This window comes from Sphingobium sp. FW305-3-2-15-F-TSA7 (assembly GCF_058787155.1).
In genome coordinates, this window is sequence record NZ_JBYSZM010000010.1 from 70,218 (window position 1) to 85,496 (window position 15,279).

12 protein-coding genes are annotated in these 15,279 nt (G+C 67.2%); 6 read left to right on the forward strand and 6 right to left on the reverse strand.

Features of this window, described 5'->3' with window-relative positions; genetic code table 11:
* Positions 1-88 precede the first annotated feature (88 nt).
* On the reverse strand, positions 89-925 hold the full coding sequence (locus tag AC3WN8_RS09925) for a helix-turn-helix transcriptional regulator (RefSeq protein WP_492669246.1): 837 nt from the start codon (positions 923-925) through the stop codon (positions 89-91).
* A gap of 134 nt (positions 926-1,059) precedes the next feature.
* Between AC3WN8_RS09925 and AC3WN8_RS09930 the strand changes: the two genes are divergently transcribed.
* Positions 1,060-1,629 carry a DUF7010 family protein gene (locus tag AC3WN8_RS09930; RefSeq protein ID WP_492669247.1) on the forward strand — a complete coding sequence of 190 codons (570 nt, stop codon included), beginning with the start codon at positions 1,060-1,062 and terminating at the stop codon, positions 1,627-1,629.
* A gap of 12 nt (positions 1,630-1,641) precedes the next feature.
* Here AC3WN8_RS09930 and AC3WN8_RS09935 read toward each other — a convergent pair whose 3' ends face one another.
* Positions 1,642-3,942: a coiled-coil domain-containing protein gene (locus AC3WN8_RS09935; protein ID WP_492669248.1), complete on the reverse strand. Its 2,301-nt coding sequence runs from the start codon at positions 3,940-3,942 to the stop codon at positions 1,642-1,644.
* An 81-nt stretch (positions 3,943-4,023) separates the two neighbouring features.
* Between AC3WN8_RS09935 and AC3WN8_RS09940 the strand changes: the two genes are divergently transcribed.
* The 4 genes from AC3WN8_RS09940 to AC3WN8_RS09955 all read left to right on the forward strand — a co-directional run bounded on the left by AC3WN8_RS09940 (position 4,024) and on the right by AC3WN8_RS09955 (position 8,054).
* Entirely contained in the window at positions 4,024-4,323 is a 300-nt protein-coding gene (locus AC3WN8_RS09940) for an Hpt domain-containing protein (protein WP_222990001.1), read from the forward strand.
* Between the two features lie 70 nt (positions 4,324-4,393).
* On the forward strand, positions 4,394-5,563 hold the full coding sequence (locus tag AC3WN8_RS09945) for a hypothetical protein (protein ID WP_492669249.1): 1,170 nt from the start codon (positions 4,394-4,396) through the stop codon (positions 5,561-5,563).
* A gap of 35 nt (positions 5,564-5,598) precedes the next feature.
* On the forward strand, positions 5,599-6,708 hold the full coding sequence (locus AC3WN8_RS09950; RefSeq protein ID WP_492669250.1) for a DUF2336 domain-containing protein: 1,110 nt from the start codon (positions 5,599-5,601) through the stop codon (positions 6,706-6,708).
* On the forward strand, positions 6,705-8,054 hold the full coding sequence (locus AC3WN8_RS09955) for a sensor histidine kinase (RefSeq protein WP_492669251.1): 1,350 nt from the start codon (positions 6,705-6,707) through the stop codon (positions 8,052-8,054). Before AC3WN8_RS09950 ends, AC3WN8_RS09955 begins: the two co-directional genes overlap by 4 nt.
* A gap of 89 nt (positions 8,055-8,143) precedes the next feature.
* Here AC3WN8_RS09955 and AC3WN8_RS09960 read toward each other — a convergent pair whose 3' ends face one another.
* The gene (locus AC3WN8_RS09960) at positions 8,144-9,427 is read right to left on the reverse strand and encodes a citrate synthase (protein ID WP_492669252.1); all 1,284 of its coding nucleotides are present in this window, start codon (positions 9,425-9,427) and stop codon (positions 8,144-8,146) included.
* Positions 9,428-9,442: 15 nt separating this feature from the next.
* Positions 9,443-10,876, reverse strand: a complete 1,434-nt coding sequence (gene gltX / locus AC3WN8_RS09965) for a glutamate--tRNA ligase (RefSeq protein WP_492669253.1) — start codon at positions 10,874-10,876, stop codon at positions 9,443-9,445.
* A gap of 81 nt (positions 10,877-10,957) precedes the next feature.
* Between gltX and AC3WN8_RS09970 the strand changes: the two genes are divergently transcribed.
* Positions 10,958-13,072: a ComEC/Rec2 family competence protein gene (locus AC3WN8_RS09970; protein WP_492669254.1), complete on the forward strand. Its 2,115-nt coding sequence runs from the start codon at positions 10,958-10,960 to the stop codon at positions 13,070-13,072.
* Positions 13,073-13,227: 155 nt separating this feature from the next.
* On the opposite strand, the gene lexA is transcribed toward AC3WN8_RS09970, so the two are convergent.
* Positions 13,228-13,893: a transcriptional repressor LexA gene (gene lexA, locus AC3WN8_RS09975; RefSeq protein ID WP_492669255.1), complete on the reverse strand. Its 666-nt coding sequence runs from the start codon at positions 13,891-13,893 to the stop codon at positions 13,228-13,230.
* Positions 13,894-14,016: 123 nt separating this feature from the next.
* Positions 14,017-15,204 (reverse strand): molybdopterin molybdotransferase MoeA, encoded by a 1,188-nt coding sequence (locus AC3WN8_RS09980; protein ID WP_492669256.1) that lies wholly within the window; start codon positions 15,202-15,204, stop codon positions 14,017-14,019.
* Positions 15,205-15,279: the final 75 nt, after the last annotated feature.

A 15,279-nucleotide genomic window follows, 5' to 3' on the forward strand; every position in this document is an offset into this window, starting at 1 on the left:
GCGATCGTAGGACCTCGTCGGACGTGAGCATTTTCAGATGGTGTGGCGGCGCACCACCAAAGCCGGCTTTGGCGTGCAAGGCGCCTGGTCAACCGGTTCGGGTGCCGGGTTCGTCGAGAAGATTGTAGACGAGCGAGTCGCCGCTGACTCCCTTGCGTCTCACATAGTCACGTGGGGTGATGCCCGTCAGCCATCTGAATTCATTGTGGAAATGCGCGTCGTCGAAGAACTCCAGGCGAACATCGGCGGCATGGCTTCCGCCCCAGGGTGACGGATGAAGCGCCCTCATGACCCGATTGAGCCGGGCGACCCGCAACAGCGTCTTGGGCGATACGGCGATATCGGCATGGAAATGATTGCGGAGCGTCCGTTCGCTCAAGCCGAAGCGGTTCGCGATCGAAGCGACCGATCCGCGCAACCGGTTCGCGGCGATGTCGCCGGCGATGTCGTGGACATGGCTCGCACGATCCCCCCGGCCAGTGCGCAGGAGATCGCGCAGATGCGATTGGACGATCTCGCAGCGCTCCGAAAACCCGCACGCGCTTTCGAGGTGGTCGAGCAAGCGCACGGCATTCCGGCCAAGAGGAAGCGAGAGGTCGAGGCATATCCCCTGTGCCTGTGAAACGGCGCCGGGCGCCAGCAGGTCCGCGCCACGAAATGTCAGCACCGCCACAAAGGCGTGGATACATCCCTCGGGCCTGGTCAGCCGCGTTCGCGCATTGAAGCCCCATAGCGAAAGACGCGGCATCGGCTCGAAATCGCCATGCCGCTCGAAACCGTACGCCGCGCCAAGCGTGACATGGAGCAGGGGGGTGGCGAGCGGGAGTTCCAGCGACAATCCGACGGGGACCTGATCGCGCCGTTCGACAAAGCCGGTCAGGAACGGATGCAGATCCGCCGCGGCGGGTTGCCAGTGAACAAACATGGGCTTCTCGACCTCGCTCGAACGCGCTTTCCGATTTTTCCAAGCATCGTCCGTTGTCGTCTTTTAGAGTGATTTCGAGGCAGGCGGACTCACCTGTCGGCTTGGAAATCGCGGCAGACAAAGGGCATTCGATCATGACATTTGACGAAATGCGAGCGGATTTCATCGTGCGGCGCAAGGGATCGCTGGCGCTGCCGATCACCGGAGCGACGGTCTATACGCTGGCGGCGATCCTCAGCCTCGTCGTCGCGACCCGGTTTCACAATCTGACGCTGACATTATGCTTCTGGTCGATCCTGCCGCTCGGCATGATGATCGGGCGTTTTCGGGGAGAGGAAATGGGATCTCCGCCCGAAAACCCGCTGTTCCGGCTCTCGGCCATGGCGCGGATCATGGCGCTGGCGACCTGGGCGATCCATATTCCGGTGTGGATCTACGCGCCTTCGCTCTTCCCGATCACCGTCGGCATCGGTTTCGCGCTGCACTGGGTGGTGTTTTCCTGGACCATCGGCCACCCGCTGGGGCTGGTCCATCTCGCCATGCGCATCGCTTTTGTCCTCGGCGCCTGGCATCTTTGCCCCGGCAACCGGATGGGCGCTGTCAGCGTTGGCATTGCACTCGCCTATGCGATCTCGCTGATCCAGCTCGGTCGGGTCGATTGGCAAAGGCGGTTTGGCCTGGATTTCGACCCGCGAAGGCGATGAACGCCGGGGCGATCAGGTCCGCAGCCGCTCGATCGCCTGGGCCAGCGCGACATAGAGCTTGCCCATGTCGGAGGAAAGCAGGGTCACGCCGAGCGGCGAGCCATCGCGCGTAGCGAGCACGTTGCGAAGGATCGCCTCGAAATCATGGACATAGCGGTTGATCTGGTCGCGGAACTCGGGGTCGTCGTCATAATGGTGGAGGATCTCGCGGACCTCACCCGAGTCGAGCAGCCGCACCGCGCGGCGCGTGAAGACGCCGCGATCGCCCTTGAGATAAGCGGCCCAGGCACTGTCGGTGACGTCGTTGGACAGGATCTTGGTCACGTCGATCGCGGTCGAATTGAGCGATTCGATCAGCAGTGCGACGCGGCGGGCAAAGCCGTCCTGGCTCACCCGGTCGGCTTCCTCGCGGGCTTCCTCGATCCGCGATTCGACTGCCGATGTCGTGTCGGCGATCGTCAGCATCTGGCGCATCAGCCGGTCCGACGCCTTGTGTGCGGCCTCCACCGCACGCTCGGCGGCGGCCGCGATCTCCGCCATCTGCGCCTCGACCCGCTCGGTCAGCGTTTCGGCAAGCGCCGCGTCGCTGGCGCGGGCAAGGGCGGCCGCACTTTCGGGGATGATCGACGCCAGCGCATCCTTGGCGCGTTCGGAGGCAAGCTGTGCGGTTTCGCGGACGCGGACGAGCGCTTCGACGAGCTGCGGCCCCGCCATTTCCGCAAAGCGGGTGGCTTCGTCGCCGGCCAGGCCGATCGCCTGCGCCAGCGTTTCGATCGAGCCGCGGCTTTCGACGATGCGCTGGTCGAGATCGGCGACGAGCGCGTCGATCGATGCACGATGACGGCTGAGCGCCGCCTCGGATTCGCTGAGCCGGTTGAACGCGCTGACCGCGGTCATCTCCAGCTTTTCGGCCTCGGGGGTCAGTGCGGCGATCAGTGTACGGCTGCCCGCAGCTTTGACGTCGAGCCGGTCGAACGCGGCGGGCAGGGCTTCGTCGAGCTCGCGCGAATTGGCATCGAGCGCGGTCAATAGCGCTTCGGCTTTCTGGATCAGCGTGTCGGCGATATTGCCGCCCTTGCCGAGCGCTGCGTTCATGCGCTCGGTATGGCCGCTGAGATCGGAAATTGCGGTCGACAGGCGGCCGGTGCGTTCGATGCCGGTGCGGTCGAGATTGGCCAGACCGGTATCGACATCGGTGATCGCGGTCTGGAGTGCGTCGGTCAGCAGCCGGCTCGATTCGGCATGCGCGTCGAGTGCGGCGCCAAGCGCCGCGATGCGCGTGTTGATGTCCTCCACCCGCGCGGCCAGCGCGACGCCCGCCTGTTCGCCGGTCTCGTCCATCGCGGCGCGCGATTGCTCGATCATCGCGAGCATGGCGCCGCCTTGCGCTTCCATGCCCTTGCGCGCTTCGTCGACGGCCTCGGCGGCGCGATTGAGCGCGGCATCGACCGCTTCGGTCATCTGGCCGGCCGCGGCTTCGAGCCGCGCACCCGCGGTCTCGCCGGTGCTTTCCATGCGCGCCAGATGCGCGGCCAGCCGCTGCGCGGCACCGCCCGCAATCTCGTCGGCTTCGCGTCCGCGCGCCACCAGCGACGAAAGCTGGGCTTCGAGCGCGCCGGCATTGCCATGTGCGGTCAGCCCGGCTTCCTTCAGATCCTCGGTCATGCGCTGCGCATGCAACTGCGCCTTGGGCAGATCGGCCAGCAGGACGCTCAGATCGGTGCGTGCGGCGACGGCGGCGGTCTTGAGGGCATTGGCCTGGCGGCCCAGCGTGTCGACTTCCCCGCGCATTGCGTCGGTCACGACTTTCAGGCGGGCGGCGGCATCCTCGCCGATATGCATGAACGATCCCGATTGCTCGGACAGCATGGCGCGATTCTCTTCGAGCCGGGCGGCATGGGTTTCGATCACCGCCCCCAGCCACTGGGTTTCGGTGCGGATCGCGGCGGACGTGCGTGCGAAGCGGCGCGCTTCGCGGTCGCTGCTGCGCATGAGCAGCAGATAGACGATGCCGAGCAGGGCGAGCGGGGCGCTCAATGCGCCGATGAAGCCGGTTATTTCGGTCAGTGAAGCCCCGCTGCCGCCGATCGCGCTCCAACCGCTCAGGCCCATCGCGATCGTCCAGCCCAGCGCGAGAACCAATATGACACCCGCGATCAGCCGGTCGCGCCAGGGCGACGGTCCGTCGATTCCTTCGGCGTCGACCGCGAAATGCGCTTCGTATTCGGCTGGCGTCGTCGTCGCCGATTCGGCGTCCGCATCCCCGGCTGCCGCGCCGCGCCGGAGTTCGACGATCCTTGATCCCCCTGTCATAAGATCATCATTTACCACTTTTCATGTGGCAACGCCAACGGACGAAACGCCTCCTTAATCAGTCCGCGTTAAGGACACGGGATGGCATATGATCCCGGAGCCCTGAACACCGCGCTGGCGGCTGCGGTCGGCGACGATCCATCATTGATCGCGGAGCTTCGTGCCGCCTTCATGGACAGCGCGCTGCGTCAGGCCGACCTGCTGTCGCGCGCGCGCTGCGATGCCAATTGGCAGATGGCGGCATGGCGGCTGAAGGGGCTGGCGGCCAGCTTCGGCGCGGTGCGGCTGATGGACGCGGCGGAGGCCGCGGCGACCGCTGCGCCGGGGGATCCGGTCGCGGTCCGACGGGTGAACAGCGCGATTTCGTCGTTCGATCGCTGATACCGGCTTTGCACGACGCCCGATAAACGCCTATCGCCTGCCCTCTTGTTCGGGGGTCCAGGGGACGATCGTGGCGCTTGCCAGCCTCATCATTGGATGCGCCGCGCTCGACGACGGCGCGACGCCGCGTGCGGCCTTGCCGTTTCTCGGTCAGAGTCTGATCGAATATCAGGCGCGCCAGGCGGCGGCGGCGGGCGCCCGCCATATCGTCATCCTGGTCGAGCGTGTGCCTGCAGCGCTGGTCGCGGGCATCGACCGGCTCAAACGCGACGGGCTCGATGTCGAACTGGCGCGCACCGTGGCGGATGCCGCCGACCGTATCCATCCCGACGAGCAATTGCTGCTGATCGGCGACGGTGTCGTCGTGCGTCAGGATCAGCTCAAGCGTGCCGCGCAGGCGCGCTCGCCCAGCATCTTCACCGTGCCCGACAGCGGCACGACCTTGCGTCACGAACGGATCGACGCGGGGTCGCGCTGGGCCGGGATCGCGCTGATCGACGGCACGATGCTGCGCAAGACCGCGGCCATGCTCGGCGATTGGGATCTGCAATCAACGTTGCTGCGCCGGATCGTCCAGGCGCAGGCACCACGCATCGAGACCGGCGCGGCGTCGGTCTGGCTGGTCGAAAGCGGCCCGCAGGCGCGCGCGGCGGAGATCGCGTTGCTCGGCAGCGGCGTCGGCCGGCTGTTGCCCGCGCCGCTGAGCCAGCGGCTCAGCGGCTTCCTGCTCGATCGCGCCGTCCGGCCGGGCTGGCTGCGCGGCGCATCGCTTGCGCTCGCCGCCGCCGCGCTTCCCGCCTTTTCCTATCAGTGGATCGGGCTTGGCGCTTTCCTGCTCACCGTGTCGGGGCCTTTGGGCATGATCCCGCGGCGGCTCGACGCGGCCGGCCTGCGCGCGTCCGGTCCCGAGAAACTGTGGCGCTGGGCACAGGCGGGACTGTTCGCGCTCGCGCTGATCGTGCTGGCCTGGGGGCTGGACGGCATCGGCACCGGCTGGGGCGTCTGGCCGCTTGCGCTCGGCACGATCGGGTTGACCGGCCTGTTATGGGATCAGACCCGGCTGACCGGGCGCGACCCCGTCGAACCGTCGCTGCTCGCGGCGCCGCTGTTCGTGTTCGCGCTCCTCGACATGCCGGTCGGCGGGCTTGCCGCATCCACGCTGCTCGCGGGCATATTGCTGGCATTGGGACAGCGCGGCATGGCGGGGCCGGACGATGATTTTCGGGTCGATCCGGTTTAGCACCAATTTAACTATGTTGCCGTAACGCAGGCAGCATGATCGCCGAGGACGATGATGGAACCGCGGTTTCCCCCGTCGGTGCCGGCCGCTTGCTGGCCGATGCCGCGCGCGGTGCGCAGGGCGGGCGCAAGCGGCTCGCCGTGCTCGTCGACCTGTTCCTGCCCGAAAGCATGCGGCTCACCGATTATCAGCGCGTCACCGTCAAACGCTTCATCGTCCGGCTGGTCGGCGCGATCGAACATGATCTGCGCCAGCGCCTGATCACCTCGCACGCCGCGCGCTTCACACCGGAAATCCTCGCCGCGCTCGGCAGCGCGCGCGTGGCGATCGCATTGCCGCTGCTCCAGCGCGCCCGCGCGCTCCATGATGTCGAACTCGTCTCGCTGCTGCTCGCACGCGTCGAGGAACAGCGTCTGTCGGCCACTTTGCGCCGCGACGGAGAGAATGGCCGGCTGGTCGAGGCGCTGCTCGTCGACCCCGACGAAACCGTGTCGGCGGCGGCGATGGCGATGCTGATCGCCGAGAGCCGCCGCCATTTCCTGTTCGAGGAACCGGTGCTCGCGCGCACCGATCTGCCCGCCGACATGCAATATCGCCTGGTCTGGTGGGTGGCCGCCGCGCTTCGCGAATATCTGACGCGCCAGCATGGTGCCGATCATGGCGTGGCCGACGCCGCGCTGATGGATGCGGCGGGGGCCAGCCTGTCGGGACATGACGAGGGTGAGACGCTCGAATCGGCGGCGATGCAACTCGGCTATGCGCTTGCCGAGCGCGGCCGGCTCGACGATGCGCTGCTCCAGACCGCGTGCGAGGAAGGGCGCCTGTCGCTGTTCGTCGCCGGACTGGCCGTGCGCGGCGGCCTCGATTTCGAAGCCGCGCGCGGCATGGCGCTGCCGCCCTTCGGCGAAAGATTGATTGTGCTGCTTCGGGCGCTCGACGTCGGGCGCGCTGCGGCGGGCGCGATCGCGCTGACATTGTGCGCCGACGATGCGGAGGTGGTCGAACAGATGGCGGCCTATGACAGCCTGACCCGCGTCCGTGCGCTCGAACTGATCCAGCCCTGGCAGGTGGATAGCGGATATCGCACCGCGATCGCGGCGTTGGCCGCCGGGCTTGCCGAGCGCGGCGACGGGTGGGCGGCATGAACGCGCAACCGGTCCATGGCCGCGTCGATCGCAGCGGGCGGCTGATCGAGGCCGATCCGCCGCTGCTCGGCCTGCAAATGCGCGCGGGTGGTGAAGCGGGCGGTGCGATCGCGGTCCCGCAGATCGCGGCGCTGGCGCGGCTTGCGCACCGGTTGGGCATCTTGATCTCGCGCGCTGTGATCGCGGCCGATGGTGAGAATGACATCGATCTGTGGGTCCGCGCCCAGCCCGACGGGAACGAGGTCCGCCTGACCATCGGCGGCTGGAGCCCGCGGCCGGCTTTGCCCGCGGTCGCCGCACGCGACATCGACCGCGAAACCGATTTTCTGCGGGCATCGGCGGATTGGCTCTGGGAAACCGACGAGGCGCTCAAGATCGTCGCGCTCTCCGCCGCGGCCGAGGATGCGATCGGCGGCCCGGCGAGCCGCATGATCGGCCAGCCCGTCACCCAGCTGGTCAAGCTGATCGAAGATGAGAACGGCAATCTGCCGCTGCTCGCGGCGCTTGCGGCGCAGGGGCGGCTCGACTGTCAGGACGCGGAGTTGCGCAACGGCAATGGGCGCGTCCGGCTGAGTGCGGTGCCGATTCATGACGGGGCGGGGCGTTTCGTCGGATTCCGGGGCAATGCCGCCTGGCATCGCGTCGCACCGGCCAGTCCGGAAGAACCGCAGATCGTCGCCGATGCCTTTGGCGAACGGCTCGACCGCGCGCTGCGTGAGCCGCTGGCACGCATCATTGCGCGCGCCGACAGCATCAGTGCGCGCAACGAAGGGCCACTCAGGCGCGACTATGCCGAATATGCCGGCGACATCGCGACCGCGGGTCGCCATCTGCTCGCGCTCGTCGACGATCTCGTCGACCTCCAGGCGATCGAGCGCAGCGATTTCCATGTCGATGCCGAAGCGATCGATCTCGCCGATGTCGCCCGCCGCGCCGCCGGGCTGCTTGCGGTGCGCGCATCCGATCGCGATGTCCGGATCGATCGGCCGGCAGATGACGAAAGCCTTGCCGCGCGCGGCGATTTCAAGCGCATCCTCCAGATCCTGGTCAATCTGATCGGCAATGCCGTGCGCTATTCGCCCGACGGCGCGATGGTGTGGATCCGCGCCGAGCAGGCGGCGGATCGCGCGGTGGTGGTGATCGCGGATCAGGGCAAGGGCATCGATGCCGAGGATCATGAACGCATTTTCGAGAAGTTCGAGCGCGTCGATCCCGGTGAACCGGGCGGCAGCGGCTTGGGTCTCTACATTGCGCGCCGTCTCGCGCGCGCGATGGGCGGCGAAATCAGCGTCGACAGCGCACCTGGTCAGGGCGCGCGCTTCACGCTCACATTGCCGGTGGGCTGAGCGCGCTTTCTACCCCGTCATTCCAGCTTTCGCTGGAATGACGGTGGGGCCCCTGGTTTTCGCCGGGAGCCCTACCGCTTCGGCCGAGTTCAGCGATCGCCGACGGGTACGTAATCGCGCTGGGTCGGGCCGGTATAGAGCTGGCGCGGACGGCCGATCTTCTGCTCGGGATCGGAGATCATCTCGTTCCACTGCGCGACCCAGCCGACGGTGCGGGCGAGCGCGAAGAGCACGGTGAACATCGTCGTCGGGAAACCGATCGCCGACAGGATCACGCCCGAATAGAAATCGACGTTGGGATAAAGCTTCTTCGAGACGAAATAATCGTCCTTGAGCGCGATCTGCTCCAGTTCGCGGGCGACGTCGAAGATCGGATCGGTGACGCCCAGCTTGTCGAGCACCTCGTTCGCGGTCTTCTGCATCACTTTCGCGCGCGGATCGTAATTCTTGTACACGCGGTGGCCGAAGCCCATCAGGCGGAACGGATCGTCCTTGTTCTTCGCGCGCGCGATATATTCGGGGATACGATCGGGATGGCCGATCTCGCGCAGCATGTTGAGCGCCGCTTCGTTGGCGCCGCCATGCGCCGGGCCCCACAGGCAGGCGATGCCGGCCGCGATGCAGGCGAAGGGATTGGCGCCCGACGAGCCGGCCAGCCGGACGGTCGAGGTCGATGCATTCTGCTCGTGGTCGGCATGGAGGATGAAGATCTTGTCCATCGCCGCCTCGACGACGGGATCCACCACATATTCCTCCGCTGGCACGCCAAAGGTCATGCGCAGGAAATTGCCGGTGTAGGACAGCTTGTTGTCGGGATAGAGGAAGGGCTGCCCGACCGAATATTTATACGCCATCGCCGCGATCGTCGGCATCTTCGCGATCAGCCGGTGGCTGGCGATCATGCGCTGGCGCGGGTCGGTGATGTCGGTCGAGTCGTGGTAGAAGGCGGAAAGCGCGCCGACGACGCCGCACATGATCGCCATCGGGTGCGCATCGCGGCGGAAACCGCGATAGAAGGTCGCCAGCTGCTCGTGCAGCATGGTGTGGCGCGTGATGGTGTAGCTGAACTTCTCGAGTTCGGCCTTGCTCGGCAGTTCGCCGTTGAGCAGCAGATAGCTGACTTCCATGAAGTTCGACTGCTCGGCGAGCTGGTCGATCGGATAGCCGCGATGGAGCAATATGCCCTGGTCGCCGTCGATATAGGTCAGGCCGGATTCGCAGCTCGCGGTCGAGGTGAAGCCCGGATCATAGGTGAACATGCCCGTCTGGCCGTAAAGCTTTCGGATATCGATCACATCGGGGCCGACCGAACCGGCAAGCACCGGATAGTCGTGATCCTGGCCTCCGGCCACCAGCTTCGCGTTTCCGGTCATAGTCGTCCTTCCTGCCTATGCGGCCTGCTTGATCCGGTCGCCGATGCGGCCAAGCGATTCCTCGCGGCCCAGCAGCGCCAGCACATCGAATATTCCCGGCGAGGTCGCGCGTCCTGTGAGCGCGGCCCGCAAGGGCTGGGCAATCTTGCCCAAACCGATTCCTGCATCCTCGGCAACCAGCCGCACCGCTTCTTCAAGCGCGGGCACGGTCCAGTCGCTCACCCCCTGTAGCGCACCGCCTGTCTTTTCGAGCAGCGCGGTCGCGTCGCCCTCTAGCAGGGTTGCTGCCTTTTCGTCGAGTGAAAGCGGGCGGGTCTCGAACAGGAACAATGCGCCTTCCGCAAGTTCGTCGAGGGTCTTCGCACGCGGTTTGAGCGCGGCCATCGCGGCCGCCAGCAGGGTTTCACCGGCGGCGTCGATCGTGCTGCCCAGCCGGGTCTCGACGCGCGGCTTCACCAGCGACGCCAGGCGCGCATCATCGGCCTCGCGGATATAATGTGCGTTCAGATTTTCGAGTTTCTTGAAGTCGAAGCGCGACGGCGACCGGCCGACTCCGGCCAGGTCGAACCACTCCACCGCCTGTTCGCGGCTGATGATCTCGTCGTCGCCATGGCCCCAGCCGAGACGCAGCAGATAATTGCACACTGCCTCGGGCAGCAGCCCCATCTCGTCGCGATAGGCGTCGACGCCCAGCGCGCCGTGGCGCTTGGACAGCTTGGCGCCGTCGGCGCCGTGGATCAGCGGGACATGCGCATAGATGGGTTCGGGCCAGCCCATGGCACGCACGATGCCGAGCTGGCGGAATGCGTTGTTGAGGTGATCGTCGCCGCGGATGACATGGGTGACGCCCATATCCTGATCGTCGACGACGACCGCGAGCATATAGGTGGGCGTGCCGTCCGACCGCAGCAGGATCATGTCGTCCAGCTCGGCATTGCGCACGACGACGCGGCCCTGCACGCGATCCTCGATCACCGATTCGCCCTCGCGCTCGGCCTTCAGCCGGATGACGAAGGGCGCGCCTTCGGGGGCGTCGGCGGGATCGCGGTCGCGCCAGCGGCCGTCATAGCGCATCGGCAGCTTGGCCGCGCGCTGCTGCTCGCGCAGCTCCGCAAGCTCTTCCTGCGTGGCGTAGCAGCGATAGGCATGGCCCGATTCGAGCATCGCATTGGCGACTTCGGCATGGCGCGCGGCGCGTGCGAACTGGAACACGGTATCGCCGTCCCAGTCGAGTCCCAGCCAGCGCATGCCGTCGAGAATCGCCTCGATCGCCGGCTCGGTCGAGCGCGCGCGATCGGTATCCTCGATGCGGAGAAGGAATTTTCCGCCATTGTGGCGGGCGAACAGCCAGTTGAACAGCGCGGTGCGCGCGCCGCCGATATGCAGGAATCCCGTCGGGGACGGGGCAAAGCGCGTGACGACAGGACGGGTTTCTTGGCTTGCGCCCACGCGCGGGTTCTCCACTATCGTACGATGGCCAGATCGACCGGCGACGCCCCTAGCATGGCTTCTTCGCAGCTGCAAAATAACATGCATGCGGCGCCTCTCGCCGTGCGCGAGCGGATCGAGACCTGGCTGGAGGCCGAGCGCGACCAGCTTGCGCTCTGGGTGCCGATTGGGCTCGGCGCAGGCGTTGCCGCCTGGTTCGTCCTGATGCCGGCCGGCCATTGGGCCGCTTTCCTGCTGCTGGCGCTGTCATGTGCGCTCGGCGGCGCGGCATTGGGGCTGGGCACATGGCTCGGCCGGGCGCTGGGCTGGTTCGGGCTGCTTGCCGCGATCGGCATGATGCTGATCTGGTGGCGCGCCGAACGCGTTGCGGCGCCGGTGCTGGCGCGACCGGCGGTGGTCAGTTTCCAGGCGCGAATCACCGAAGTGGACATGCTGCCCGCGCGTGGACTCGTGCGGCTGCTGCTCGAGCCGCGCGACGCGCCCGCGCTGCCCGAACGCGTGCGCGTCAATGTCCGCGAGGAGGATGCGCATGACGGGCTGCGTGCGGGGGCGACGATCGCGCTACGCGCGCGGCTGATGCCGCCGCCCGAGGCCGCCGTGCCCGGCGCCTATGATTTCGCGCGGCTTGCCTGGTTCCAGGGCATCGGTGCGACCGGACGCTCGCTCGGCCCCGTCACCATTGTCCAGGCCGGCGCGGCGCCCGTGCTTGCCGATACCCGTCAGCGCCTGTCCGCGCATATCCAGGCGCGACTCGCCGGTGGGGAGGGGGCGATCGCCGCGGCACTGGCGACCGGGGATCAAGGGGCGATTCCGGAGGAGGATGCCGAGGCGATGCGCCGTGCCGGCCTGTCGCATCTGTTGTCGATCAGCGGGCTGCACGTCACCGCGCTGGTCGGCGCGACGATGCTGCTGTTGCTGCGCCTGCTCGCGCTCAGCCCATGGCTGGCGTTGCGTCTGCCGCTGATGCTGATTGCGGCGGGTGGCGGCGCGGTGGCGGCAATCGGTTACACGCTGCTGACCGGGGCGGAGGTGCCGACGATCCGCTCGTGCGTGGCTGCGATCCTGGTGCTGATCGGCATCGCGATCGGGCGCGACGCGATCACGCTACGGCTGGTCGCGGCGGGAGCGACCTTCGTCCTGCTGCTCTGGCCTGAATCGCTGGTCGGGCCGAGTTTCCAGCTCAGCTTCGCCGCGGTCACCGCGATCATGGCGCTGGTCGAGCATCGGCGGATCAAGGCCTTGCTGGCGCGCCGCGAGGAAGGCTGGATGATGGGCACGGGGCGTATCCTGCTCGGGCTGCTGCTCACCGGCCTGCTGGTGGAAATCGCGCTGGCGCCGATCGCGATCCACCATTTCCACAAGGCGGGGCTTTATGGCGCGCTTGCCAATATCGTCGCGATCCCATTGACCACCTTCATCGTCATGCCGGTGGAGGCGGCCGCATTGCTGCTCGACATGGTGGGGCTCGGTGCGCCCTTATGGTGGGTTGCCGGTCAGGCATTGTCGCTGCTGCTGTGGATCGCGCACAGCGTCGCCGCGATGCCCGGCGCGGTTGCGGCGATGCCGGTCGTTCCCGATGCCGCTTTCGCGCTGATTGTTGCAGGCGGGCTGTGGATCGCCTTGTGGCGCACGGGCGCACGATGGCTGGGGCTGGCGCCGGTGGTGGTCGGCGCGCTCTGGGCACTGTCCACCCAGCCGCCCGACCTGCTGGTGACGGGCGACGGCCGCCATCTCGCCGTCCGTGTCGATGGTGGCTATGCGCTGCTGCGGCCACGCGCAGGCGACTATGTCCGCGACATGCTCGCCGAAAGCGCGGGGTTCGAGGGTGAACTGGCCGATCTCGACGCCGTGCGCGGGGCGCAATGCAGCCGCGACGCCTGCACGATCGAACTGATCCGGGGCACCAAGCGCTGGCGGCTGCTCGCCACGCGCAGCACCTATTTCGTCGATCCCGGCGAATTGCGCAAAGCCTGCCGTGACGCCGATATCGTGGTCAGCGAGCGCTGGCTGCCCGACTGGTGCGCGCCGCGCTGGATCAAGGCGGATCGCGCTTTGCTGGCGAAGACGGGCGGATTGACCATCGATCTCGCCGCCGGCCGGATCGAGACGGTCAAGCGCGCGGCGGACGATCACCCCTGGGCCGATCCGCCAAGACCGGCGGCGGCGATGCCGGCGTTTCGGCCCAATCCGTCATAGGTGTCATCGGGAAAATGGCGGCATTCAACGTCCGTCATTGCGAGCGGAGCGGGCCGAAGGCGGCCGCAGGCCAACCAATCCAGGGATGCATCAACCACTGGATTGCTTCGTCGCTTCGCTTCTCGCAATGACGATGTGGTCGAAGTCAGTACCCCTCAATAGCGCCGCAACAGCCCAGCCAGCTTGCCCTGGACCCGGATCTGGTCGGGCCGGTAACGCTGCGGGTCATAAGCGCGATTGGCGGGGTCGAGCCGAACCATCGCGCCTTCGCGGCGGAAATATTTGAGCGTCGCTTCGCTTTCGTCGACCAGAGCGACGACGATCTCGCCGTCGCGCGCCACGTCGGTGCGGCGGATCAGCGCGTAATCGCCGTCGAGAATCCCCGCTTCGACCATCGAATCGCCCGAAACCTCGAGCGCATAATGGTCGCCGGAGCCGAGCAGCGCGGCGGGGACGGAGAGCATGCTCTGGCCCTCCAGCGCCTCGATCGGCATGCCCGCGGCGATGCGGCCGTGCAGCGGAATCTCCAGCACGTCGTTGGCGGCGATCGGTATATGGCGCGGTGCGGCGGGCGCTGTCTGCTTCTTCACGGGCTTGGCGGCCGCACGCTCGGGCTGCTTCAGCACTTCCAGCGCGCGGGCGCGGTTGGGCAGGCGACGGATGAAGCCGCGTTCCTCGAGCGCGCTGATCAGCCGATGAACCCCCGATTTCGATTTGAGATCGAGCGCCTCCTTCATCTCCTCGAACGAGGGGGACACGCCGGTTTCCTCCAGCCTGTCGCTGATGAAGCAGATCAATTCATGTTGCTTGCGCGTGAGCATCGCATGTTCTCCGATGGAACGAACGAAGAACGTGTAGGAAACATCGGAGGGCGCGTCAAGCCGGAGCCTGATCGGTTGAGGTGGAAGCGCAAAGCGCTGCTTCCGAAAGCGTGAATCGGGCTCTCAACTTATTGCCAAGATTTCCGCCATTTCTCCGGCATCCGCTGCAGGAGCGCCCGCCGCACGGACGATCAGCGCGTTGGCGGAGGCGAGCGAGACCATCGCCGCGCTGTCCTGTTCGGTCGCCTGGATCACTTCGCCATTGGCCCACAGGCCGCGCAGATATTCGGCGCGGCCGCCGCATGCCGGCAATGGCGCGCCCAGCCTGACGCGATGGGTGGGCGGCAACGGATCGGCTGCGCCCTGCAGCGCGCGCACCAGCGGCAGCAGGAACAATGTCGCGGTGACGAAGGTCGAAACCGGATTGCCGGGCAGCCCGACTATGATCGCGTCGCCAAGCTTGCCGGCGAGCAGCGGTTTGCCCGGCTTCATCGCGATCTTCCAGAAATCGAGCGTCCCGCCGATCGCGTCGAGCACGGGGCGCACCAGATCGTGATCGCCCACCGACGCGCCGCCCGAGGTCACGATGATATCGGCACCGCGCGCGGCATCGAAGGCGGCGGCCAATGTGTCGAAATCGTCGCGCACGATCCCGCGATCGTCGACGATCGCGCCGTTGGGCTCCAGCATCGCGCGCAGCATGATCGCGTTCGATGCGGGAAGCTGTACGCCAGAGACCGGCTCGCCGGGGAGCACCAACTCGTCGCCCGTCGAGATCAGGGCGACGCGCGGCCGCCGTCCGACGCTCAGCCGACCATATCCGCCCATCGCGGCCAGCCCGATCCGTGCCGCCGTCAGCAGCGCGCCGTGTGCGACGAGGCGCTGGCCCCGTGCGAAATCGCTGTTGGCGGCGCGCACATGCTGGCCATGTCGGCGTGGGCCTTCGCCCGTCAATATCAGCGTGTCGCCGTCGCGCGCCGCCTCTTCCTGGATCAGGATCGTGTCCGCGCCGGCGGGGAGGGGGGCGCCGGTGAAGATGCGCATCGCCTCGCCGCCCGCGATCGCGCCGTCGGGCAGCGTGCCGGGCACGCTTTCCCCGGTCACGCGCCATGGGCCGGGTATGTCGGCGAAGGCGATGGCATAGCCGTCCATCGCCGAAAGGTCGGCGGCGGGCTGGCCGCGCGTCGCCGTGCAATCCTCGGCGAGATAACGGCCTGCGGCTTCGCCCAGCGGTAGCGTTTCGGCCGGAAGCGGTGTGGCCAGCGCGAGCAATCGCGTCTGCGCATCGGCGACGGGGAGGAGGGTGCTCATGAGCCGCCACCCACATTGTTCGGGCTGAGCCTGTAAAAGGAGAGGCGGGGCTTCGACAGGCTCAGCCCGAACGGG